Annotated in this window: 20 protein-coding genes; 12 read left to right on the top strand and 8 right to left on the bottom strand. The window is 73.1% G+C overall.

The features are described 5' to 3' along the window. Nucleotides 1–10: 10 nt before the first annotated feature. Nucleotides 11–1,858 (bottom strand): dihydroxy-acid dehydratase, encoded by a 1,848-nt coding sequence (gene ilvD, locus AC5RWQ_RS21130; protein ID WP_494284410.1) that lies wholly within the window; start codon nt 1,856–1,858, stop codon nt 11–13. A 128-nt stretch (nt 1,859–1,986) separates the two neighbouring features. On the opposite strand from ilvD, the gene AC5RWQ_RS21125 reads away from it, so the two are divergent. From AC5RWQ_RS21125 to serA, 5 genes are all read left to right on the top strand, one after another. Beyond that, complete coding sequence (locus tag AC5RWQ_RS21125) at nt 1,987–4,368, top strand: putative bifunctional diguanylate cyclase/phosphodiesterase (RefSeq protein WP_494284442.1); 2,382 nt, start codon at nt 1,987–1,989, stop codon at nt 4,366–4,368. Nucleotides 4,369–4,600: 232 nt separating this feature from the next. Further along, nucleotides 4,601–6,526, top strand: coding sequence for an acetolactate synthase large subunit (locus tag AC5RWQ_RS21120; RefSeq protein ID WP_494284409.1), 1,926 nt, complete (start codon nt 4,601–4,603; stop codon nt 6,524–6,526). Beyond that, a complete protein-coding gene (gene ilvN / locus AC5RWQ_RS21115; RefSeq protein WP_088963577.1) occupies nt 6,526–7,041 on the top strand; it encodes an acetolactate synthase small subunit in 516 nt (171 codons plus the stop codon). Before AC5RWQ_RS21120 ends, ilvN begins: the two co-directional genes overlap by 1 nt. A gap of 54 nt (nt 7,042–7,095) precedes the next feature. After that, nucleotides 7,096–8,109, top strand: coding sequence for a ketol-acid reductoisomerase (gene ilvC / locus AC5RWQ_RS21110; RefSeq protein WP_494284408.1), 1,014 nt, complete (start codon nt 7,096–7,098; stop codon nt 8,107–8,109). Between the two features lie 257 nt (nt 8,110–8,366). After that, nucleotides 8,367–9,965: a phosphoglycerate dehydrogenase gene (gene serA / locus AC5RWQ_RS21105; protein WP_334483007.1), complete on the top strand. Its 1,599-nt coding sequence runs from the start codon at nt 8,367–8,369 to the stop codon at nt 9,963–9,965. Between the two features lie 61 nt (nt 9,966–10,026). Here serA and AC5RWQ_RS21100 read toward each other — a convergent pair whose 3' ends face one another. Both AC5RWQ_RS21100 and AC5RWQ_RS21095 read right to left on the bottom strand, forming a co-directional pair. Next, entirely contained in the window at nt 10,027–10,383 is a 357-nt protein-coding gene (locus AC5RWQ_RS21100) for a hypothetical protein (RefSeq protein ID WP_494284407.1), read from the bottom strand. Between the two features lie 361 nt (nt 10,384–10,744). Next, the gene (locus tag AC5RWQ_RS21095) at nt 10,745–11,617 is read right to left on the bottom strand and encodes an FAD:protein FMN transferase (protein ID WP_494284406.1); all 873 of its coding nucleotides are present in this window, start codon (nt 11,615–11,617) and stop codon (nt 10,745–10,747) included. 225 nt (nt 11,618–11,842) lie between these two features. On the opposite strand from AC5RWQ_RS21095, the gene AC5RWQ_RS21090 reads away from it, so the two are divergent. Continuing rightward, nucleotides 11,843–12,874, top strand: coding sequence for a 3-isopropylmalate dehydrogenase (locus AC5RWQ_RS21090; protein ID WP_494284405.1), 1,032 nt, complete (start codon nt 11,843–11,845; stop codon nt 12,872–12,874). A gap of 228 nt (nt 12,875–13,102) precedes the next feature. Beyond that, nucleotides 13,103–14,200, top strand: coding sequence for a branched-chain amino acid aminotransferase (locus AC5RWQ_RS21085; protein ID WP_494284404.1), 1,098 nt, complete (start codon nt 13,103–13,105; stop codon nt 14,198–14,200). 66 nt (nt 14,201–14,266) lie between these two features. Here AC5RWQ_RS21085 and AC5RWQ_RS21080 read toward each other — a convergent pair whose 3' ends face one another. From AC5RWQ_RS21080 to AC5RWQ_RS21065, 4 genes are all read right to left on the bottom strand, one after another. Then, the gene (locus AC5RWQ_RS21080) at nt 14,267–14,962 is read right to left on the bottom strand and encodes a tyrosine-protein phosphatase (RefSeq protein WP_494284441.1); all 696 of its coding nucleotides are present in this window, start codon (nt 14,960–14,962) and stop codon (nt 14,267–14,269) included. 100 nt (nt 14,963–15,062) lie between these two features. Further along, nucleotides 15,063–15,521 carry a PRC-barrel domain-containing protein gene (locus AC5RWQ_RS21075; protein ID WP_494284403.1) on the bottom strand — a complete coding sequence of 153 codons (459 nt, stop codon included), beginning with the start codon at nt 15,519–15,521 and terminating at the stop codon, nt 15,063–15,065. 158 nt (nt 15,522–15,679) lie between these two features. After that, the gene (ahpD, locus tag AC5RWQ_RS21070; RefSeq protein ID WP_494284402.1) at nt 15,680–16,210 is read right to left on the bottom strand and encodes an alkylhydroperoxidase, AhpD family; all 531 of its coding nucleotides are present in this window, start codon (nt 16,208–16,210) and stop codon (nt 15,680–15,682) included. 1 nt (nt 16,211) lies between these two features. Continuing rightward, nucleotides 16,212–16,772, bottom strand: a complete 561-nt coding sequence (locus tag AC5RWQ_RS21065) for a peroxiredoxin (RefSeq protein WP_334482988.1) — start codon at nt 16,770–16,772, stop codon at nt 16,212–16,214. Between the two features lie 351 nt (nt 16,773–17,123). On the opposite strand from AC5RWQ_RS21065, the gene cimA reads away from it, so the two are divergent. Further along, nucleotides 17,124–18,707, top strand: a complete 1,584-nt coding sequence (gene cimA / locus AC5RWQ_RS21060; protein WP_494284401.1) for a citramalate synthase — start codon at nt 17,124–17,126, stop codon at nt 18,705–18,707. Nucleotides 18,708–18,744: 37 nt separating this feature from the next. Here cimA and AC5RWQ_RS21055 read toward each other — a convergent pair whose 3' ends face one another. Then, entirely contained in the window at nt 18,745–19,728 is a 984-nt protein-coding gene (locus AC5RWQ_RS21055) for an endonuclease/exonuclease/phosphatase family protein (RefSeq protein WP_494284440.1), read from the bottom strand. Nucleotides 19,729–20,236: 508 nt separating this feature from the next. Here AC5RWQ_RS21055 and AC5RWQ_RS21050 point away from each other — a divergent pair. The 4 genes from AC5RWQ_RS21050 to AC5RWQ_RS21035 all read left to right on the top strand — a co-directional run bounded on the left by AC5RWQ_RS21050 (nt 20,237) and on the right by AC5RWQ_RS21035 (nt 23,693). After that, nucleotides 20,237–20,419 (top strand): hypothetical protein, encoded by a 183-nt coding sequence (locus tag AC5RWQ_RS21050; RefSeq protein ID WP_494284400.1) that lies wholly within the window; start codon nt 20,237–20,239, stop codon nt 20,417–20,419. A 270-nt stretch (nt 20,420–20,689) separates the two neighbouring features. Next, a complete protein-coding gene (locus AC5RWQ_RS21045; RefSeq protein ID WP_494284399.1) occupies nt 20,690–21,739 on the top strand; it encodes an AAA family ATPase in 1,050 nt (349 codons plus the stop codon). A gap of 17 nt (nt 21,740–21,756) precedes the next feature. Beyond that, on the top strand, nt 21,757–22,737 hold the full coding sequence (locus AC5RWQ_RS21040; protein WP_494284439.1) for a DUF58 domain-containing protein: 981 nt from the start codon (nt 21,757–21,759) through the stop codon (nt 22,735–22,737). Next, nucleotides 22,734–23,693, top strand: coding sequence for a VWA domain-containing protein (locus tag AC5RWQ_RS21035; protein WP_494284398.1), 960 nt, complete (start codon nt 22,734–22,736; stop codon nt 23,691–23,693). The genes AC5RWQ_RS21040 and AC5RWQ_RS21035 overlap by 4 nt, the downstream gene beginning before the upstream one ends. Nucleotides 23,694–23,700 lie beyond the last annotated feature (7 nt).

Below are 23,700 nucleotides of genomic sequence, written 5' to 3'. Positions count from 1 at the left end.
CCACCGTCGGCTACTCCGGCACCCGCCGGTACGCGCCGTCGCTGGCCGAGGTGGCCATCGACGCGTACGCCCGCAGCGCCGCGGAGACCGGGCGTTGCCGGTCCGTCGGGGTGTACGGGCGGTCCCGCTTCTCCTCGGCGACCCGGCGGGCCTGGAGCACGTCCTCACCGACGTTCAGCGCGATGGACCGGCCGGGGATGTCGATGACGATCTCGTCGCCCGCCCGGACCAGCGCGATCAGCCCGCCGGAGGCCGCCTCGGGGGAGACGTGCCCGATCGACAGTCCGGAGGTGCCGCCGGAGAACCGTCCGTCGGTGAGCAGCGCGCAGGCCCGGCCCAGCCCCCGGCCCTTGAGGAACGAGGTGGGGTAGAGCATCTCCTGCATGCCGGGGCCGCCCTTCGGGCCCTCGTACCGGATCACCACGACGTCGCCGGCGACGACCTCCTTGGCCAGGATGGCCGTCACCGCGTCGTCCTGGGACTCGTAGACCTTGGCCGGGCCGCGGAAGGTCAAGCACTCCTCGGGCACCCCGGCGGTCTTCACCACGCAGCCCTCCGGCGCGAGGTTGCCGTGCAGGATGGCCAGCCCGCCGTCGGCGGAGTACGCGTGCTCCCGGTCCCGGACGCAACCGTCGGCGGCGTCGGTGTCGAGCGACGACCAGCGGTTGGTGGTGGAGAACGGCTCGGTGGTGCGCACCCCGCCCGGGGCGGCGTGGAACAGCTCCACCGCCTCCGCCTTCGGCGAACCGCCCCGGACGTCCCAGTCAGTGAGCCACTGGGCGAGCGAGGGGGAGTGCACCGCGTGCACGTCCCGGTGCAGCAGGCCGGCGCGGTCCAGTTCGCCGAGGATGGCCGGGATTCCGCCGGCCCGGTGCACGTCCTCCATGTGGTACTGCGGCGAGTTCGGGGCCACCTTGGCCAGGCAGGGCACCCGGCGGGAGATCGCGTCGATGTCGGCGACGGAGAAGTCCAGCTCGGCCTCGCGGGCGGCGGCGAGCAGGTGCAGGATCGTGTTGGTCGAGCCGCCCATCGCCACGTCCAGGGCGACCGCGTTCTCGAACGCGGCCCGGCTGGCCACCGCGCGGGGCAGCACCGAGGCGTCGTCGGCGTCGTACCAGCGTTTGGCGATCTCCACCGCGGTGCGGCCGGCCTCGACGAAGAGCGAGCGGCGGGCGGCGTGGGTCGCCAGCGTCGACCCGTTGCCGGGCAGGGCCAGGCCGATCGCCTCGGTGAGGCAGTTCATCGAGTTGGCGGTGAACATGCCGGAGCAGGAGCCGCAGGTGGGGCAGGCGGAGCGCTCGATCTCGCCGAGCTGGTCGTCGGTGACCGCCTCGTTGGAGGAGGCGATCATCGCGTCGATCAGGTCGATCTTGGAGTGCACCACGCCCTCGATCGCCACCGTCTTGCCGGCCTCCATCGGCCCGCCGGAGACGAAGACGGTCGGGATGTTCAGCCGCAGCGCGGCCAGCAGCATGCCCGGGGTGATCTTGTCGCAGTTGGAGATGCAGACCAGGGCGTCCGCGCAGTGCGCGTTGACCATGTACTCCACCGCGTCGGCGATCAGCTCGCGGCTGGGCAGCGAGTAGAGCATGCCGCCGTGGCCCATCGCGATGCCGTCGTCCACCGCGATGGTGTTGAACTCCCGACCCACCCCGCCGGCCTCGGCCACCGCGTCGGCGACCAGGCCGCCCATGTCCTTGAGGTGTACGTGACCGGGGACGAACTGGGTGAAACTGTTGGCGATGGCGACGATCGGCTTGCCGAAGTCGTCGTCGGTCATCCCGGTGGCCCGCCAGAGGGCCCGGGCGCCGGCCATCGTCCGACCGTGGGTGGAGGTCCTCGACCGCAGCTCAGGCATGCCACCCAGTCTTACACCGCCGACGCGCGGACCCCGGGCGGTCGTGCCGTGTCCCAACAGATGCACACCCGGTCCCCCGCGGGCGGCAGCCATCCGGCACAGTTGAGGGCGTGCGTTTCCCCCCGGGCATGGCCGCCGTCGCGGTGCTGAGCGGCCTCCTCGCCGTGGCCGCCACCGCACTGCTGGCCGGCTCGGCCCGGCGCCGTTCCGCCGGCCCGCACCGCCAGCCGTACCTGCTCCTGGCCGCCGCCGCGGCGGTAGCCCTGGTGGGCATGTCGACCGGGTTGGCCGTGGTGATCGGCGACCCCGGCCACGCCCCGCACCGGGCCACCCAGTTGACCGGCTGGCCGGTGCTGATCGCCGTCACCGTCGCGCTGAGCGGGGCCGCCGCCGGCGCCGGGCTGCTCCGGCTCCCCGGTGCCGTGGTCAGCCGGGCGGCCACCGCCCGGCTGCTGCTGGACGGCCTGATCATCGCCACCGCGCTCTGGTTCGTCGGCTGGGTGCTCTTCTCCGGGCCGACCCGGCTGCTCGGGGCGGCCACCCCGGTGGCCTGCCCGGCGATCCTGCTCGCCTCGGTGACCGCCGCGGCGACCGCCGGCCTGACGCTGATCGTGGTGCTCCGGGCCGACTCACCCCGGTTCCGGTTCGCGTTGCTCGGCGCCGGCATCACCGCCACCACCACCGGCGGGCTCGGTGTGGTCGCCGGGGTCTGCCAGACCGGCCGCGGGATGACCCTCGCCGGCACCGCGGTGCTCGCCGTGGGTCTGCTGGCCGCCGCCCTGGCGGTGCACCGGGAGCCATCCGGCCAGGTCGACGTCGACCTGATCCGCCGCGACGGCGAGTACGCCTTCGTGCCGATGTTCGCGATGGCCGCCTCGGCGATGTTCCACCTCGTCCAGGGCGGCCGGTTCGACGCGCTCGGCATCGTCGCCGGCAGCATCGAGGGCTTCGCGCTGGTCGCCCGGCAGTACCTCACCCTCAACGACATGCGCGGGTACGCCGGCCGGCTGGCCGAGCGGGAGGCGCACTTCCGTGAGCTGGCGCACACCGACCCGCTCACCGGGCTGGCCAACCGGCGCGGTCTGCTGCGCGAGATGCAGCGCTGCGCGGACGAGGGCGTCGGCTGCGTGCTGCTCGGCCTCGACCTGGACGGCTTCAAGAACGTCAACGACATGCGCGGCCACGACGTGGGCGACATGGTGCTGGCCGAGGTGGGGCGGCGGCTGCGGGGCAACCTGCGCCCCGGCGACCTGGCCGCCCGGCTCGGCGGCGACGAGTTCGCGGTGCTGATGCGGGGCCGCCAGGCCGACGCCGACGTGGTCGCCGAGCGGCTGCTCCGGGTGCTCGGCCGGGAGTACGACCAGCCGGACGGGCCGGTGTTCCTGTCGGTCAGCATCGGGGTGGCCGGGCAGTGCGGGGAGCCCGACGTGGTGGGGCTGCTGCGCCACGCCGACCTGGCGCTGCGCTACGCCAAGCAGCGTGGCAAGAACCGGATCGAGCGCTACGACGGCACGTACGACCAGCTGCTGCTGCGCCGGACCCGGCTGGAGCACGAGATGCGTGGCGCGATCGAGCGCGACGAGCTGCGGCTGGCGTTCCAGCCGGTCGCCTCGCTGCCGTCGGTCCGTCCGGTCGGCGCGGAGGCGCTGCTCCGCTGGCACCACCCGGAGCTGGGCAACGTCCGCCCGGACGAGTTCATCCCGCTGGCCGAGGAGTGCGGGATGATCGCCAAGCTGGGCGCCTGGGTGCTGCACCAGGCCTGCTGGCAGCTCTCCCGGTGGCTGGCCGACGGGCACGACGTGTGGGTCTCGGTCAACGTCTCCCCGCGCGAGCTGCACGCCCCGGAGTACGTGGTGCAGGTCGCCGAGGCGCTGCGCGCCCACCACGTGCCGCCGCAGCGGCTGGTGCTGGAGGTCACCGAGCACGCCGTCGCCACCGACCTGGACGAGCTGATCCGCCGGCTGACCGCGCTGCGGCTGACCGGGGTGCGGATCGCGCTGGACGACTTCGGTGCCGGGTACTCGTCGTTGGGGCAGCTGCGCCGGCTCCCGATCGACATCCTCAAGATCGACCACAGTCTGGTCGCCGAGCACGAGCCGGTCCGTCCGGTGGACCGGGACGGGCCGGCCTTCGCCCCGATGGTCGACATCGTGATGCGGCTGGGCCACCAGCTCGGCCTGGAGGTCATCGCCGAGGGTGTGACCTCGCCCGCCGAGCTGGCCGCGGTGGTCGCCGCCGGCTGCCGCTTCGGCCAGGGCGCGCTCTTCGGCTGGGGGGTGCCGGCCGAGCACCTGGAGGCGATGCTGGAGGCGGCCACCTCGCCGGGGGCCCGACCGGCGTCGCTCCCGCCGCCGGCGCCGGCCCCGCCGGTCCGGCCCACTCCGTCGCCGCTGCTGCCCCGACTGCGGTCCCACCCGCCGGTGCCCGCGCCACGTGTCTCGCAGGAGGGATCCGCGCAGGCCGGGCCGGTTCCGGGGGCCCCGACGGGCGACGGTGTCCCCCGTTCGTGAACCAACATGTGGGATGAGTTGACTCATCCCGCGAGATGCGTCAGGCTTGTCGACATGTCGTCGATCCGGTCGCTGCGAGTACTTACCTGAGCGCACTCTCTCCCGTCGAGAGTGCGCTGGCCCCGTGCATCTGCACGCGGGCCGTTTTTATTGCCGTCGGACCCGCCGGGGCGGACCGCCCCGTTGCACGTCGAAGAAGCTCCACCCACTCCAGCCGAAGGGCTGAACCGCCATGACGAGACCCACGCCAGAGACCCTCGCCCACTCCGCCCGGCGGGCGCGCACGGCCACCGAAGCGGCCAGCGACGCCGACCACACCCCCGCGCCGCGGCCCGGCGCCGCCCCGGCCGGTGGTGGCAGGGGCGCATCGGCCGGCGCTGACGGAGCCGCCGCGACCGTACGGCAGTCCGCGCCGTCACAGGTCTCCGGCGCCGGCTCGCTGGTGCGGTCCCTCGAGGCGCTCGGCGTCGATGTCGTCTTCGGTATTCCGGGCGGGGCGATCCTGCCCGCGTACGACCCGCTCTACGACTCGACCGTGCGGCACATCCTGGTCCGCCACGAGCAGGGCGCAGGGCACGCCGCCACCGGCTACGCCCAGGCGACCGGCCGGGTCGGCGTTTGCATCGCCACCTCGGGGCCGGGCGCGACGAACCTGGTCACCCCGATCGCCGACGCGTACATGGACTCGGTGCCGATGGTCGCGATCACCGGGCAGGTGGCGCGCCCGTCGATCGGCACGGACGCCTTCCAGGAGGCGGACATCCAGGGCATCACCCTGCCGATCACCAAGCACAACTTCCTGGTGCAGACGCCCGAGGAGATCCCGCAGGTGCTCGCCGAGGCGTTCCACCTGGCCTCGACCGGGCGGCCCGGGCCGGTGCTGGTCGACATCCCCAAGGACGTCCTCCAGGCGCCGACCACCTTCGCCTGGCCGCCCACCCTCGACCTGCCCGGCTACCGGCCGACCCTGCACCCGCACGGCAAGCAGATCCGCGAGGCGGCCCGGCTGATGGCCATGGCCCGCCGGCCGGTGCTCTACGTCGGCGGCGGCGTGCTCAAGGCCGGCGCCACCGAGAGCCTGCGCAAGCTCGCCGAGCTGACCGGCATCCCGGTGGTCACCACGCTGATGGCGCTGGGGGCGTTCCCCGACTCGCACCGCCAGCACCTGGGCATGCCCGGCATGCACGGCACCGTCGCCGCGGTCTACGGCCTGCAGAAGTCCGACCTGATCGTGGCGCTGGGCGCCCGGTTCGACGACCGGGTCACCGGCCAGCTGGACTCGTTCGCCCCGGACGCCACGGTGGTGCACGCCGACATCGACCCGGCGGAGATCGGCAAGAACCGGCACGCGGACGTGCCGATCGTCGGCGACGCCAAGCACGTCATCGACGAGCTGATCACCGCGGTGACCGCCGAGCGCAAGGCCGGCCACCGCTCCGACCTGGCCGACTGGTGGACCCAGCTGAACGACCTGCGCGAGCGCTACCCGCTGGGCTACGAGGAGCCGTCCGACGGCACCCTCTCCCCGCAGTTCGTGATCAAGCGGCTGGGCGAGATCGCCGGCCCGGACGCGATCTACGTGGCGGGCGTCGGCCAGCACCAGATGTGGGCCAGCCAGTTCATCTCGTACGAGAAGCCGGGCACCTGGCTCAACTCCGGCGGCCTCGGCACCATGGGATACGCCGTCCCGGCGGCGATGGGCGCCAAGGTCGGCCGGCCCGACACGGTGGTCTGGGCGGTGGACGGCGACGGGTGCTTCCAGATGACCAACCAGGAGCTGGCGACCTGCGCGCTGGAGGGCATCCCGGTCAAGGTCGCCGTGATCAACAACGGCAACCTGGGGATGGTCCGGCAGTGGCAGACGCTCTTCTACGGCGAGCGCTACTCCAACACCGAGCTGGGCACCCACAAGCACCGCATCCCGGACTTCGTCAAGCTGGCCGAGGCGCTCGGTTGCATCGGCCTGCGCTGCGAGAACGCCGCCGACGTGGACAAGACCATCGAGGCGGCGATGGCGATCACCGACGCCCCCGTCGTGATCGACTTCGTGGTCGGCAAGGACGCGATGGTCTGGCCGATGGTGGCCGCCGGCACCAGCAACGACGAGATCATGTTCGCCCGTGGCGTCCGCCCGGCCTTCGACGAGGACGAGATCTGATGACCCTGCACACGCTGTCCGTCCTGGTGGAGAACAAGCCGGGTGTCCTGGCCCGGGTCTCCGGCCTGTTCTCCCGGCGCGGTTTCAACATCGACAGCCTCGCCGTCGGCGAGACCGAGAACCCGGACGTCTCCCGGATCACCATCGTGGTCAACGCCGAGTCGTCCCCGCTGGAGCAGGTCACCAAGCAGCTCAACAAGCTGGTGAACGTACTCAAGATCGTGGAGCTGGACCCGCAGGTCTCGGTCGCCCGGGAGCTGCTGCTGGTCAAGGTCCGCGCGGACCGCAACGCCCGGGCGCAGGTGCTGGAGACGGTGAACCTGTTCCGGGCCCGGGTGGTCGACGTCGCGCCGGACACGCTGACCATCGAGGCCACCGGCACCCCGGACAAGCTCGACGCGCTGCTGCGCGACCTCGAACCCTTCGGCATCAAGGAAATGGTCCAGTCCGGCACGGTGGCGATCGGGCGCGGCTCGCGCTCCATCACCGCCGGGCCCGCGCTGCGCGCCGCCTGACCATCACACAAGTCCACGACGGGCCGCTCGGACCGCCGTACGAAAGGGAAGTCAATGAGCGTTGAGGTGTACTACGACGACGATGCCGACCTGGGCCTGATCCAGAGCCGTAATGTCGCGGTGATCGGGTACGGCAGCCAGGGCCACGCCCACGCGCTGTCGCTGCGCGACTCCGGCGTCGACGTGGTGATCGGCCTGCCGGCGGGCTCGAAGAGCCGGCCGAAGGCCGAGGAGCAGGGCCTGCGGGTGCTCACGCCGGCCGAGGCGGCGGCCGAGGCCGACGTCATCATGATCCTGGCGCCGGACACCGCGCAGCGGGCCCTCTACACCGAGGCGATCGAGCCCAACCTCGCCCCCGGCAAGGCGCTCTTCTTCGGCCACGGCTTCAACATCCGGTACGGCCTGATCACCCCGCCGGCCGACGTGGACGTGGCGATGGTCGCCCCGAAGGGCCCGGGTCACCTGGTCCGCCGCCAGTACGTCGACGGCAAGGGTGTGCCCTGCCTGGTCGCCGTCGAGCAGGACGCCAGTGACTCGGCCTTCGCGCTCGCCCTGTCGTACGCCAAGGGCATCGGCGGCACCCGGGCCGGCGCGATCAAGACCACCTTCACCGAGGAGACCGAGACCGACCTCTTCGGCGAGCAGGCGGTGCTCTGCGGCGGCGCGGCGGCGCTGGTGCAGACTGGCTTCGAGGTGCTAACCGAGGCGGGCTACGCCCCCGAGGTGGCCTATTTCGAGTGCCTGCACGAGCTGAAGCTCATCGTCGACCTGATGTACGAGGGCGGCATCGCCCGGATGCGGTACAGCGTCTCCGACACTGCCGAGTACGGCGACCTGTCCCGTGGCCCGCGGGTCATCGACTCCCGGGTCAAGGAGGAGATGCGCAAGATCCTCGGCGAGATCCAGTCGGGCGAGTTCGCCCGCGAGTGGGTGGCCGAGGACGAGGCCGGTCGGCCGAACTTCGCCAAGTGGCGGGCCGAGGGCGCGGCGCACCCGATCGAGGAGACCGGCCAGAAGCTGCGGTCGATGATGAGCTGGGTGGACCGTCCGATCACCGAGACGGCCTGACCGGCACGGGTGGCGGGTCCGGCGCTCTCCCCGGCGCCGGGCCCGCCACCGCCTGCGTTCCGCCCCTGTTCAGCCCTGGGACATGTCTGGTTGTGAGGGCACTCACCCCGCAGTCCCGGACACGCCGCCCGGCCCGCGCCCTACGATCCCTGGTAGGTGCGTAGCCGGCACCTGACGGCCATGGCACGGCTCACCGCAGGGCGCAGCGCGGCGTCCCCCGCCGCAGCCGACCGCTCTGACGACATCTACGAGGACCAATGAATCCTGTCGTACTGATCGCCGAAGAACTCGCTCCCGCCGCCATCGAGGTGCTCGCGTACGACTTCGACGTACGCCACGTCGACGGCACCGACCGCCCGGCCCTGCTCTCCGCGCTCGCCGAGGCCGACGCGGTGATCGTGCGCAGCGCCACCCAGATCGACGCCGAGGCGATCGCCGCCGCGCCGCGTCTCAAGGTGGTCGCCCGGGCCGGCGTGGGCCTGGACAACGTCGAGGTGCCGGCCGCCACCGCGCGGGGCGTCATGGTCGTCAACGCGCCGACCTCCAACATCGTCTCCGCGGCCGAGCAGGCCGTCGCGCTGCTGCTCGCCGTGGCCCGCAACACCGCCGCGGCCAGCGCCGCGCTCAAGGCGGGGGAGTGGAAGCGGTCCAAGTACACCGGCGTCGAGCTCCAGGGCAAGACCGTCGGCGTGGTGGGTCTCGGCCGCATCGGCGTGCTCTTCGCGTCCCGCATCGCCGCCTTCGGCACCCGGCTGATCGCGTACGACCCCTACATCCAGCCGGCCCGCGCGGCCCAGCTCGGCGTCCGCCTGGTCGGGCTGGAGGAGCTGCTGCGGGAGAGCGACTTCATCTCCATCCACCTGCCGAAGACCCCGGAGACCGTGGGCCTGATCGGCGAGAAGGAGCTGGCGGTCGTCAAGCCCGGCGTCCGGATCGTCAACGCCGCCCGCGGGGGCCTGGTCGACGAGCAGGCCCTGGCCGACGCGATCGCCGAGGGCCGGGTCGCCGGCGCCGGCGTCGACGTGTACGCCAAGGAGCCCTGCACCTCGTCGCCGCTGTTCGCCTTCGACAACGTGGTGGCCACCCCGCACCTGGGCGCCTCCACCCACGAGGCGCAGGACAAGGCCGGCCTGGCCGTGGCCAAGAGCGTCAAGCTGGCGCTGCAGGGCGAGTTCGTGCCGGACGCGGTCAACGTGCAGGCCGGCGGCGTGGTCGCCGAGGACGTCCGCCCGCTGCTGCCGCTGGCCGAGAAGCTCGGCCGGGCCTTCACCGCGGTCGCCGGCGGGGTCGCCGCCAGCGTCACCGTCGAGGTGCGCGGCGAGATCGTCGCCCACGACGTCTCGGTGCTCAAGCTCGCCGCCACCAAGGGGCTGTTCAGCTCGGTGGTGGAGGAGCAGGTCACCTACGTCAACGCGCCGCACCTGGCCGCCGAGCGGGGCGTCGAGGTCACCCTCGCCACCCAGGCCGAGACGGTGGACCACCCCAACCTGGTCACCGTCCGGGGCGCGCTGCCCGACGGCCGTACGGTCAGCGTCTCCGGCACGGTCGCCCAGACCGGCACCCGGGACGTCATCAAGCTGACCGAGGTCGACGGCTTCGATGTGGAGATCGGGGCGGAGGGCATCCTGCTCTTCCTGCGCTACGTCGACCGGCCGGGCGTGGTCGGCACCGTCGGCACCCTGCTCGGCGAGGCGGGCATCAACATCGCCGCGATGCAGGTGGCCCGTCGGGAGGCCGGTGGCGAGACGCTGATGACCCTCACCGTCGACCAGGCGCTCGGCGCGGACCTGCTCACCTCGGCGGCCGACTCGATCGGCGCCAACTCGGCCAGCGCCGCGGACCTGCGCGACGAGTAGTCCCACCGCACGACGCAGGGGGCCCGGCCGTCACGGCCGGGCCCTTCGTCGTACCGGCGGGTCAGCCCCCGACGGGGGAGGGCGGCGGATAGACCGAGCCGTCCTGGGCGTCGAAGAGCATCAGGCCGTGCTCACCGGCCAGTCGTTCGATGTCGAGCAGCACCTGGTCCTCGCAGGTCGGGACCAGGTTCAGCTCCACGTGGTCGACGGCCGCGTGCAGCGGGGCCACCTCCCACGGCGTCCCCGGGCCGGCCGGCCGGTCGGGGTAGCTGGCGGTGATGGCCCGGTAGAAGCCGACCACCCGCGGATCCGGGTACCGGTCGCCGTGGTGCCCCTCGCGGCACCGCCGTACCGCCGCCCGCACGTCCTCGGGCGTGGCCCCGTCAGGCAGGGCCCACACGCTGAGATCGAAACTCACGGCGCACAGCGTGCCATCCGGCGTTCCCCCCGGCGACACTGACCCGCCGACGGATAGCAGGTGGTGGCGACGGTCCTCGGCGAACGGTCCGCTGTGGAGACTCTTGCGTCGAGTTGCGTCGATTCGCTAGCGTACCGGTGCGGTCACCGGGTGAGTCGAGGCGTCGACACGTCTTCGGGTGACGAGGTCAGGCGTCCGGCCGGCCGGTCCGCACCCCTCGATTGCGCGAGCCACGCGCACTCGTCGCTGACCGGCCCCCACGGTCGTTGCCGAGACCGTGGGGGCCGATCGCCGGCCCGTCGACCGCGCCACCGGTGTGGACCCCCTCCACCCCGTTCGGCCGACGTGCCGCCCGCACCACTCAGCGGCGGCGGTGGGCGAAGAGAGCCTGATATCCCGAGCCGTTGCGGAACCAGGACAGCCCGGTGGGCCCGGCCGCGTAGAGCGCGGTGGCGTAGGCGTCGGCGACCGCGAGGTCGGGGCCGACGACGGTGGCGGCGACCAGGTGTTCGGCCGGCTCGCCGGTGTGCGGGTCGACCACGTGCCCGCGCCGGCCGGTCACCCCGGAGGTGCCCACCGCGCCGGCGGTCATCTCCAGCACCAGCGGTGCGCGCCGCCCGTCGGTGGGGTGATGCACGGCCACCCGCCAGGGGCCGCCGTGCGCGGCGTGCCCACGTACGGTCAGGTCGGCGCCGGAGAGCACGGCGTAGTCGGTGATGCCGGCGGACCGCAGCCGGGCCGCGGCCCGCTCCACCGCCCAGCCGTTGAGCAGGCCGCCCGGGTCGAAGCCGCCGGGCACCGCCCAGGCGTCGAACCAGCCGTCGGTGGCCGCGCGCATCGCCGCGCAGCGGTCGACCAGGTCGGCCAGCGGCGGGTACGACTCGGTGCCGATCTCGCCCCGGCGCAGCCGGGAGACCAGGCTGTCCGGGCGGGTGGGCCCGTAGGTGAGGTCGATGGCGCGCAGCTCGGCGACGGCGTCGCGCAGGGCGTCACCGACCACCCGGCGGCCCAGGTGCTGCGGCGCGTTGAGCAGCAGCGAGTACTCGGCGGTGCTGGTGCGGACGGTGTGCGACGCGGCGATCCGGTCGCCGGCGGCGTCGGCCGGGTCGACCTGGTGGGTACGGGTGCCGAGCCGGAGGTCCGGCCGGCGCCGGGAGAAGGCCGTCTGGTCCACCCATCGGGTGCGCGCCTGCTCGTCCGCCCGGCCTGGTCTGGACTGCTGGTCGATCCGCATCACACCCGCTCCTTCGCCGCCGGCGCCGCAACGCCGCGGCTGGCTCCGTCCCGGGCCCCCGTGACCCGCTGACGTCATCGACCCTAGGTAGCGGAGATGACCGCACCATGAATGCCACCTGGGAGCCTCCTGAGCATCCGAGTTTCCCGGATCGTGGAAGGTCCGTACCGGGAGGCGGGACGACGACGTACGGTGCACCCAGGCGACGAGGTGAAGGAGCGTCAGGTGGCACGGATCGCGGTGGTGGCCGGGGACGGGATCGGACCCGAGGTGGTCGCGCAGGCCCGCAAGGTCCTCGACGCCGTGCTTCCCGGCACCGAGGCCACGGAGTACGACCTGGGCGCGGCCCGCTACCACCGTACCGGTGAGGTGCTGCCCGAGTCGGTGCTGGCCGAGCTGGCCGGCCACGACGCCATCCTGCTCGGCGCGGTCGGCGATCCGAGCGTGCCGCCCGGGGTGCTGGAACGCGGCCTGCTGCTCAAGCTCCGGTTCGCCTTCGACCAGTACGTCAACCTGCGGCCGTCGCGGCTCTGGCCGGGCGTTCCCGGCCCGCTGGCGACCGTCAAGCCGGGCGAGGTCGACCTGGTCGTGGTCCGCGAGGGCACCGAGGGGCTCTACGCGGGCGCCGGCGGCACCCTGCACCGGGACACCCCGGCCGAGGTGGCCACCGAGGAGAGCCTGAACACCCGGCACGGGGTGGAACGGGTCATCCGGGACGCCTTCGCCCGGGCCGCCCGCCGGGAGCGGCGCAAGGTCACCCTGGTGCACAAGACCAACGTGCTCACCCACGCCGGCTCGCTCTGGGCCCGCGCCTTCGAGGCCGTCGCCGCCGAGCACCCCGACGTCGCCACGGAATACCAGCACGTCGACGCCGCGGCGATGTTCCTGGTCACCCAGCCCCAGCGGTACGACGTGGTGGTCACCGACAACCTCTTCGGTGACATCCTCACCGACATCGCCGCCGCGGTCACCGGCGGCATCGGGCTCGCGGCCAGTGGCTCCATCAACCCGACCGGGGCGTACCCGTCGATGTTCGAGCCGGTGCACGGCTCGGCGCCGGACATCGCCGGCAAGGGGATCGCCGACCCGGTGGCCGCGGTGCTCTCCGTGGCGCTCCTGCTCGACCAGCTCGGCCACCGCGACGCCGCCGCCCGGGTCACCCGCGCGGTCGCCGCGGAGCTGGCCGCCCGCACTCCGGGCGTACCGCTGCGCACGGCGGAGGTCGGCGACCGGCTCGCCGCCCACGCGGTGAGCTGACCGCCCCGTCACCTCCGCCACCGGTCCGGCGCCGGGTCGCCAGACCCCGGGCCGGGCCGCGGTCGTTCCCGACGCCGGCCCGCCGACGCCCCCGCGCGACCCTTATTCGGAGCGCTCGATCTGCCGGGGCGGAGCTATCCGCTGAACGACCGTTCGGGGTAAGTTTCAGGCACCAGTGACGTCGGTGTGCGATCCCGCACGCCGCGAACCCGCAGGGAGGTCAGCGCGATGAGCGGTGGTGACAAGCTCGATTTCGAGATCCGTCCGAATCCCGCGCCGGTATCCGCCGCCGATCGGGCCGCCCTGCTGGCCAACCCGGGGTTCGGCCGGGTCTTCACCGACCACATGGTCACCATCCGCTACGCCGAGGGCAAGGGCTGGTACGACGCCCGGGTCGAGGCGCGCGCGCCGATCCCGATGGACCCGGCCAGCGCGGTCCTGCACTACGCGCAGGAGATCTTCGAGGGGCTCAAGGCGTACCGGACCGCCGACGGCTCGGTCACCATGTTCCGCCCGGAGGCCAACGCGGCCCGGTTCGTCGCCTCCGCCCGGCGGCTGGCCATGCCGGAGCTGCCGCCGGAGGCCTTCGTCGAGTCGCTGCGCAAGCTCGTCGAGATCGACCGGGACTGGATCCCGGAGGGCCCGGACGCCAGCCTCTACCTGCGGCCGTTCATGTTCGCCAGCGAGGTCTTCCTCGGCGTCCGCCCGGCCAACGAGTACCTCTACTGCGTCATCGCCTCGCCGGCCGGGGCGTACTTCGCCGGTGGCGTCAAGCCGGTGACCGTCTGGGTCTCCCCGGACTACACCCGGGCCGCGCCCGGCGGCACCGGCGCGGCGAAGTGCGGCGGCAACTACGCCGCCTCGCTGGCCGCCCAGGCCGAGGCGATCGAGGCCGGCTGCGACCAGGTGGTCTTCCTCGACGCGGTGGAGCGCCGGTTCGTCGACGAGCTGGGCGGCATGAACGTCTTCTTCGTCTACGACGACAACACCCTGGTCACCCCGCCGCTGACCGGCACCATCCTGCCCGGCATCACCCGGGACGCGATCCTCACCCTGGCGGCCGCCTCCGGGCACCGGGTCGAGGAGCGGCCGGTCAGCTTCGCCGACTGGCAGGCCGACGCCGCGAGCGGCCGGCTGCGCGAGGTCTTCGCGTGCGGCACCGCCGCGGTGATCACCCCGATCGGCCGGGTGCGCTTCCCGGACGGCGAGTTCCTGATCGGTGGCGGCGAGCCGGGCCGGTCCACCACCGCGCTGCGCGAGCAGCTGGTGGCCATCCAGCGCGGCGAGGCCGAGGACCCGCAGGGCTGGGTGCAGCGCGTTCTCTGATCGTTCCCGACGTCCGCCGGCCCGCCGCCTCCACGGCGCGGCCGGCGGACGCGTTTCCGGCCCGGCCTACTCCAGCAGGTGGGCGCGGAGGGCCGTGAGCTGGTCGTCGGTGATGCCGGACCGCCGGAGGTAGTCCTCCACCGACCCGTACCGCTGCCGCAGCTCGGCGAGGAAGAGCACCATCGCCTCCGCCGGGGTGGTCAGCGGGGGCAGCCCCGGCCGGATCTGCTTGCCGGTGCTCTCGAACCAGGCCTGGAAGCGCGCGGCAGCCTCGGTGCTCAGCGCGTAGTCGGCGACGATCTCGGCGTCGGAGACCCCGAGCGCGGCCAGCGTCAGACCGCAGACGAGGCCGGTACGGTCCTTGCCGGCGACGCAGTGCACCAGCACGGGGGCGTTCGTCTCGTCGGCGATCAGCCCGACCGCCTCGGCCAGCCCGGCGGCGCCGGTCTCGGCCAGGTCGGCGTACCGGTCGGCGAGGTAGCGGGCCAGGTCCGCCCCCGGCCGGTAGTGGTTCTCGCCCCAGTCGGCGTGCTCCGGGTGGATGTTCCGGTACGCCAGCCCGTCGAGCTCCGGCACCCGGCCGTCCCGCTCCACCTCGGACGGCCGGCGCAGGTCGATCACGGTCCGCACGCCCAGGGCGGCGAAGGCCTCCCGGTCCGCGCCGTCGAGCCGGTGTGGTGAGTCCGAGCGGTAGAGCCGCCCCCAGCGCACCGTGCGGCCGTCGTGACCGGGGTAGCCGCCGACGTCGCGAAAGTTGAACATGACGGAGAAGGGGATCCGACGGTTGACCTCGATGTCGTCCACGTTGACACGGTAACGGCCGGTGGGGCGTCGCCCCACCGGCCGTCGGTGTCCGTTCCGGTCAGCGTGCGGTGCCCGGAGGAAGGTTGCCGTACGTGTCGTCGTAGTAGCCGCCGAGCTTGTCCCGGTAGGCCGGGTCGCTGTGGCTGCTCTCGTCGTACTCCGGCGCGGCCTTGATCTGGTCCTTGTCCCGGTCGACGTAGACCTTGCGCTCGTCGTGGTCGACCTGGTTGACGGTGCCGGCCGGCAGCATGACCTTCTTGCCGAAGATCCACGGGCCGGTGTCGACGACCAGGTAGCTGGCGCCGACCTCGTGGCTCGCGCTGTCGATCTTGCCGATGCTGCCGTCGGTGGCCTCGACCTTGTAGCCGACCAGGTCCGCGTCGGCCACCCGGGCCTCGTCGCGGTAGCTCCACGGGTTGAAGGCGCCCGTGGGCGCTCCGCCGGCGAACGCTCCCTGGCCGCCGTCGATCATGGGCTCCGTCGTGCCGTGCGTACTGCGCGGGTCGAGCCTGTCCATGGCAAAACTCCTGCCTCGACTGTGGTAGTCGTCTTTGGAGGACGTGCTTCTTACGCATCATCGAGGTACCCGGGGCTGCCGGCTTTCACACCATGTGACCGAAAATGACGATGAGCCGGCGCCGCGACACGCGGCACCGGCCCACCGATGGGTACGGTTCAGCCCAGTGCGGCCTGGGCGTCCAGCGCGACCGCGGCGGCGTGTACGACGGCCGCGATGCGCAGTCCCTCGTGCACCTGTTCCCGGGTGAAGCCCGAGGCACGCAGCGTCTTCTCGTGCGACTCCAGGCAGACCCCGCAGCCGGTGATCGCCGAGACGGCGAGGCACCAGAGCTCGAAGTCGCCCTTCTCCACGCCCGGCTTCGCGATGATCTGCATCCGCAGCCGGGCCGGCATCGACGCGTACTGCTCGTCGCCGATCAGGTGCTTGGCCCGGTAGTAGACGTTGTTCATCGCCATGATGGTGGCGGCGCCCTTGGCCGCCTCCACCGCCTCGGGGCTGAGGTGGCTGGCCGCCTCGGCGGCGATCTCCCTCAGCACCACCGGGTTGCGGGCCGCGACCGCGCAGGCCAGGGCCGTGCCCCAGGCCTGCTCCGGCTTGAGCGTCGAGGTGCCGACGGTGGAGCCGAGGTTGAGCTTGATGTCCTTGGCGTACTCGGGCAGCGCCGCCTTGATGACGTCCAGACCCATGTCAGGCGCCGGCGCCGGCGAGCAGGGCGTTGGCGTCCAGGGTCTGGCCGCCCTTGTTCCAGTTGCACGGGCAGAGCTCGTCGGTCTGCAGCGCGTCGAGCACCCGCAGCACCTCGGAGACGTTCCGGCCGACCGAGCCGGCGGTGACCATCGCGAACTGGATCTCGTTGTTCGGGTCGACGATGAAGGTGGCCCGCTGGGCGACGCCGTCCTCGCCGAGCACGCCGCAGTCGCCGGTCAGCTCGCGCTTGATGTCGCTGAGCATCGGGAACGGCAGCTCGCGCAGGTCCGGGTGGTCCTTGCGCCAGGCGTAGTGGACGAACTCGTTGTCCACCGAGACGCCGAGCACCTGCGCGTCGCGGTCCGCGAACTCGCCGTTGAGCCGGCCGAACTCGGCGATCTCCGTCGGGCAGATGAAGGTGAAGTCCTTCGGCCAGAAGAAGACCACCCGCCACTTGCCCTCGTGGGACTTGTGGTTGATCGTCTCGAACGCCTTGTCGGCGTCGAGCGACACGCAGGCGGTGAGTTCGTACTCGGGGAAGCGGTCACCGACAGTGAGCACGGGTCCTCCTTGACAGCGGCACGAGGGCCGTTAACTGGATCGGTTCCAGATACTCCCCGCAGCGTTGTTTCCGCCGGTCGGCGGCCGGGTGGCTTGTGAAGTCGATCACCGGCGAAGCGTTCCGCCCCGGAGTGGGCCGCGGATCGGGTACGGCCACCCTGCGTCATCGTCCCGGCATGTGGATTCTTCCTCCCAAAACCGGGGCCGGGGTGGCAGAGTGGCGATCGTGACCAGCACCGTCCTGATTATTGACAGCTAGCGCGCCGGCCTCCCCTCCGCCGAGCGCGCAGACCTCCCGCATCCGCGGGGGGTCTTTTTGTTGCTCGCCCCAGGCACGAAGAAGGGACCACCATGACGTTCCAGGTCTACGACACCACGCTGCGCGACGGTGCCCAGCGCGAGGGGCTCAGCTACTCGGTGGTCGACAAGCTCGCGGTGGCCCGGCTGCTCGACGAGTTCGGCGTCGGCTTCATCGAGGGCGGCTGGCCGGGCGCCGTGCCGAAGGACACCGAGTTCTTCCGCCGGGCGCGCACCGAGCTGCACCTGAACCACGCGCTGCTGGTCGCCTTCGGCGCGACCCGCCGGGCCGGAGTCGCGGTCGCCGACGACCCGCAGGTGCGCGGGCTGCTCGACGCGCAGACACCGGCGATCGCCCTGGTCGCCAAGGCCGACATCCGGCACGTCGAGCGGGCCCTGCGCACCACCGGCGCGGAGAACCTGGCGATGATCCACGACACCGTGGCGCATCTCGTCGCCGAGGGGCGGCGGGTCTTCGTCGACGGGGAGCACTTCTTCGACGGGTTCCGGCACGACCCGGCGTACACCACCTCGGTGGTCGAGACCGCGCTCGCCGCGGGCGCCGAGCGGTTCGTGCTCTGCGACACCAACGGCGGGATGCTGCCGTCCCGGGTGACCGCCGCGATCGCCGACCTCGCCGCCCGGACCGGCGTCGCCCCCGAACTGCTCGGCATGCACGCCCAGAACGACACGGCCTGCGCGGTGGCCAACACCATCGCCGCCGTCGAGGCCGGTGTCCGGCACGTCCAGGGCACCGCCAACGGCTACGGCGAGCGCCCCGGCAACGCCGACCTCTTCGCCGTCGTCGCCAACCTCCAGCTCAAGCTCGGGCTGCCCGTCCTACCGGAGGGCTGCCTGGAACAGATGGTGCGGGTCTCGCACGCCATCGCCGAGATCGCCAACATCGCCCCCGACACCCACCAGGCGTACGCCGGGGCCGCCGCCTTCGCCCACAAGGCGGGGCTGCACGCGAGCGCGATCAAGGTCGACCCGTTGCTCTACAACCACGTGGACCCGTCGGTGGTGGGCAACGACATGCGGATCCTGGTGACCGAGATGGCCGGCCGGGCCAGCGTCGAGCTCAAGAGCCGCGAGCTGGGCCTGGACCTGGCCGGCCATCCGGAGGCGCTGTCGAAGGTCACCAGCCGGGTCAAGGAGCTGGAGGCGGGCGGCTGGTCGTTCGAGGCCGCCGACGCCTCGTTCGAGCTGCTGGTCCGCTCCGAGCTGCCGGACGCCGCCCCGGCGCGGCCGTTCGCGCTCGAGTCGTACCGGGTGCTGGTCGAGCACCGTGAGGACGGCGCGGTGGTCTCCGAGGCCACCGTGAAGATCCGGGTACGCGGCGAGCGGGTGATCGCCACCGCCGAGGGGAACGGCCCGATCAACGCCCTCGACGAGGCGCTGCGGGTCGGCCTCTCCCGCCACTACCCGGAGCTGCGCCACTTCGAGCTGGCCGACTACAAGGTCCGGATCCTGGAGGGCAGCCACGGCACCGGCGCGGTGACCCGGGTGCTGGTGGAGACCGCCGACGGCACCGGCCGGGACTGGACCACCGTCGGGGTGCACCCCAACGTGGTCGAGGCGTCCTGGCACGCGCTGGTCGACGCCCTCACCTACGGGCTGGACCGGGCCCGGGTCTGACCGGCCCGGGACGGGCCCGCAACGGCCCCGCCGCCGGTCAGGCGGTGGGGAGGCGCAGCTCGGCGAGGACGGCGCGATGGTCGCTGCCGGGCACCCCGTGCACGCTGACCGCGCGCACCGCGATCCGCCGGTCGACCAGCACGTGGTCGATGGCGACCGGCGGGATCAGGTCCCCGTCGTACGGGCCCCAGGTGCCGGTCAGCCCCGCGCCGGCGGCGTCGGCCGCGTCGACGTACCCGCTGCCCAGCAGGGCGCGCAGCGGGGCGTGGTCGAGGGTGGCGTTGAAGTCCCCGGCCAGGATGCTGAGCGGGCCGTCCGGGGTGGCCCGCGGCTGCGCCCGCAGGTCGGCGAACCAGTCGTCGACCACCGCGACGGCGTACGGCGCGGCCGGGTGCGCCGACTCGACCCGCAGCGGCGGCGCCCCGGGCACCGTGAGGGTGCCGTACGCCTGGGTGAACGCGAACCCGGGGTTGCGCCGGAAGCCGCCGGCGGAGAGCGGGAAGCGGGCGTAGACACCGGAGCCGGTGGTGCCCACCTCCGGGTTGAGCTGCCGGTGGGGGAGCAACTCGGCCAGGCCCGCCCGGTCGAGCGCGACCTGCGCCTGCGGGGTGAACTCCTGCACGGTGAGCACGTCCACCCGCTCCCGCCGGACCAGGTCGACCAGGGTGCGGGCGTCGCCGCCGCCCTTGAGCAGGTTGGCGGTGAGCAGCCGCAGGGTCGGCCCGCCCGCCGGCGGCTGGCCGGAGGCCAGCGACCGGGGCGCCACCGCGCCGACCAGGCTCAACGCCACCACGGCCGCGGTCACCGCCGGCCAGCGGCGCCGCAGGGCGAGCGCGAGCAGCAGCGCCAGCACGCTCCAGACCGCGACGTACGGCGTGAAGGCGACCGCCTGCACCAGCGGCCCCCGCTCCAGCCCGGCCAGCCGAACCACCGCCGCGCCGACCGCCGGTAGGACGGCGAGCCAGCAGAGCCCGTCGGAGATCCGGCGCCCGGTCGCCGGGTCGGTCGTCGCAGTGTCCACCACGGTCGCCAGGCTAGCGGCCGAAAGGGTCGCGTAGGGGGCCCGGCAGCTTTTCGCGAATGTTCCGACGTTCGCCTCTCACAATTTCCGGCGACGTTGTCAGAATTGCGAAACGCGGCGGGGATCTATTGACCCTCCACTTTTTGCGATGCTACGTTCCTCCTGGTTGTGGCGCTGCAACAGAGCGTAGTAACACCTGATCAGGGCTGGTATCAGGTGAGGGTGAATCCACACCTCAGGTGCGGATGGAAGCATTCTTCCTTCGTCAAGCGGCTCGCCCGTAAAATGCAACCGGCCCGCCGGCACGAGCGGGTCGGCCGTATCGCCACGGTCACAAAAAGGGGAACCTCGTGGCCGCATTCTTCAGGCGTAAGGCCGCAACGGTGACGCTCGGCGTCCTGGCGCTCACCCCGACCGGCGGAGGGATCGCCGCCGCCCAGCCGACAACCAAGGCTCCGGCCCAGGCCGGCCAGACGACGCTCCGGCAGCCGGTGCGGCCCAGCCGCCGGTGTCGCCGGCCGCCGCCCGGCAGGCCAAGGCGGCGATGGCCAGCACCCTGGCCGCGCCGGCCACCGGCACGGTCGCCTTCGCAGTCGTCGCCGCCAACGGGACGCTGCTCCAGCACTCGGCGAACGTCGTCTCCGTCACCAAGTACACGGTGGCGAGTTCGCGGTGGCGCCCCGCTACCTGACCCCGAACGCGGTCTTCGTCCAGACCCGCACCTCCGGCGGGAGCGCCGCCGACAAGCCGTTCCACCTGGTCGTCGCCAACTGACACCGCGTTGCGCGACGGTGCCGGCCCCCGGACGGGGGTCGGCACCGTCCGGTGTGGAACGCCCGTTCGTCGCCCGCTCTCCGGGTTGCCGACCGGGCGGGTGACTCGTCCCGTTCCGGGGCGGAAAGGGCCTGCCCGGGGCTGATAATCCGACGTTTGTCGGCCGTCGCCCCGGGAAGCAAGCACCGTGACGGACATCTCGGACACCCTGGCCAGCCTGCCCAGCCCGGTCAATCCCGACGCGGTGGGCGCCGAGCTGGAACAGACCCTCTTCGAGGTCAGACGCGTGATCGTCGGGCAGGATCGGCTCGTCGAACGCCTGCTCACCGCACTGATCGCGGACGGGCACTGCCTGCTGGAGGGGGTGCCCGGCGTCGCCAAGACCCTCGCCGCGCACACCCTCGCCACCGTCGTCGGCGGCACCTTCTCCCGGATCCAGTTCACCCCCGACCTGGTCCCCTCCGACATCGTCGGCACCCGGATCTACCGGGCCTCCAAGGAGAGCTTCGACGTCGAGCTGGGCCCGATCATGGCCAACCTGGTGCTGGCCGACGAGATCAACCGGGCCCCGGCCAAGGTGCAGTCGGCGCTGTTGGAGGCGATGGCGGAACGGCAGGTCACCATCGGCGGGCGCAGCTGGCCGGTGCCCGAGCCGTTCCTGGTGCTGGCCACCCAGAACCCGATCGAGTCCGAGGGGGTCTACCAGCTCCCCGAGGCGCAGCGCGACCGGTTCCTGATGAAGGTCGTGGTCGACTACCCGAGCGACGCCGACGAGCTGGCCATCCTCTACCGGATGAGCGCCGACCGGCCCCGGCCGCGGCAGATCCTCGACCCGGCCCGGCTGCACGCCTTCCAGCAGCGCGCCGCCCACATCTTCGTGCACCACGCGCTCGCCGAGTACGTCGTCCGGCTGATCCTGGCCACCCGGGACCCGGGTCGGTTCGGCGCCGGTGAGGTCGCCCCGATGCTGGCGTACGGGGCGAGTCCCCGGGCCACCCTCGGCCTGGTCGCCGCGGCCCGCGCCCAGGCGCTGCTGCGCGGCCGGGAGTACGTGCTGCCCGAGGACGTCCGGGACCTCGCGGTGGACGTGCTGGCGCACCGGCTGGTGCTCTCCTTCGACGCGGTCGCCGACGGCGTCTCCGCAGAGGCGGTGGTGCGCCGGCTGGTCGACGCGGTGCCACCGCCCGTCCTGGCCACCGGGCGGCCCGAGCACGCGCCGGACCTGGCGGCGGCGTGAGGCGCGCGGCCGTGGCCGTGCCGGCCGACCCGGGTCTGGCCGAACTCGCTCCCGAGCAGCGACTGCGCCGGCTGGAGCTGACCGTCACCCGCCGCCTGGACGGTTTGCTCCAGGGGGAGCACCGGGGCCTGCTACCGGGCCCCGGCAGCGAGATCGCCGGCAGCCGCGAGTACCGGCCGGGGGCGGACGAGGTGCGCCGGATGGACTGGGCGGTGACCGCCCGGACCACCGTGCCGCACGTACGCGAGGTCGACGCCGACCGGGAACTCACCACCTGGCTGCTGGTCGACGCCAGCCCCAGCATGGAGTTCGGCACCGCCGAGCTGGACAAGCGCGAGCTGTCGGTGGCCGCCGTCGCGGCGGTCGGCTTCCTCACCGCCGGCGCCGGCAACCGGCTCGGCGCGCAGGTCCTCGCCCCGACCGGGCTGCGCCGGTTCCCGGCCCGCGGCGGCCGTACCCACCTGCTCGGGCTGCTCCGGGCGCTGCTGACCGCCCCCCGCGCCGGCGGGTACGACGCCGACGCCGCGCCGGCCCCGCCCGACCTGGGCGAGGCGCTCGCCGCGGCGCAGCGGATGGCCACCGCGCGCGGCCTCGTCGTGGTGGTCTCCGACTTCCTCGACGGCCTGCCCGACGACCACCACGAGCCGGTGCCCTGGGAGCCGGCGCTGCGCCGGCTCGCTGCCCGGCACCAGGTGCTCGCCGTGGAGATCACCGACCCGCGCGAACTGGAGCTGCCGGACGTCGGCCTGATCACCATGGTGGACCCCGAGACCGGCCGGCGGCGGGAGGTCTGGACCGGTGACCCGGCCCTGCGCCGGCGCTACGCCAGCGCCGCGGCCGCCCAGCGCGACCAGGTACGCCGGGCGCTGCGCCGCTGCGGCGCGGCCCACCTGCCGCTGCGGACCGACCGGGACTGGACCGCCGACATCGTGCGGCACGTACACGCCCAGCGCCGACTCGCGGCGGCGCCCGCCGCGGCCCGGGGAGGTATCGCGTGACCTGGCAGTCGCCCGCCCGGCTCCTGCTGCTGCTCGGGGTGCTCGCCCTGGCGGTCGGCTACCTGCTGATGCAGCGCCGGCGCAGCGCCTACGCCGTCCGCTTCACCAACCTGCGGCTGCTCGACCGGGTCGCGCCGAACCGGCCCGCCTGGCGGCGGCACGTGCCCGCCGGCCTCTTCCTGGCCATGCTGGCGCTGCTGGTGGTGGGCTTCGCCCGGCCGGCCGCCGAGGTGCGGGTGCCCCGGGAACGGGCCACCGTCGTGGTCGCCGTCGACGTCTCCACCTCGATGCTCGCCAGGGACGTGGAGCCCGACCGGCTCGGCGCGGCCAAGGAGGCCGCCACCCGCTTCGTCGACGGGCTGCCCGACGAGTTCAACGTCGGGCTGGTTGCCTTCGCGGGCAGCGCGGCCGTGGTGGTGCCACCCGGCACCGACCGGGAGGCGCTGCACGACGGCATCGGACGGCTCGCCGAGGGGATGACCGGGGTGCAGGGCACCGCGATCGGCGAGGCGATCAGCGCGTCGCTGGGCGCGGTGAAGGGGCTGGACGCCAAGGCGGCGAAGCAGCCGCCGCCGGCCCGGATCATCGTGCTCTCCGACGGCGCGAACACCGCCGGCATGGACCCGATGGAGGCCACCGCGGCGGCGGTAACGGCCAAGGTGCCGGTGCACACCATCTCCTTCGGCACCCCGAGCGGCTTCGTGGACCGGGGCGGCCGGCCGATCCAGGTGCCGGTCGACGGGGAAACGCTCAAGGCGGTCGCCGAGCAGACCGGGGGCGGATTCCACGAGGCCGGCTCGACCCGGGAGTTGCGCGACGTCTACGAGGACATCGGCTCCTCGGTGGGTTACCGCAAGGAACGCCAGGACATCTCCGCCCGGTTCATCGGCCTCGGGCTGGTGTTCGCGATGGGCGCCGCGGCCGGGTCGATGCGGTGGTTCTCCCGCCTGCCCTGAGCCCGTC

Source organism: Micromonospora sp. BS32 (assembly GCF_059089345.1).
Note: the sequence above shows the minus strand (reverse complement) of the source record. Positions and strands in the feature narration are given on the sequence as shown.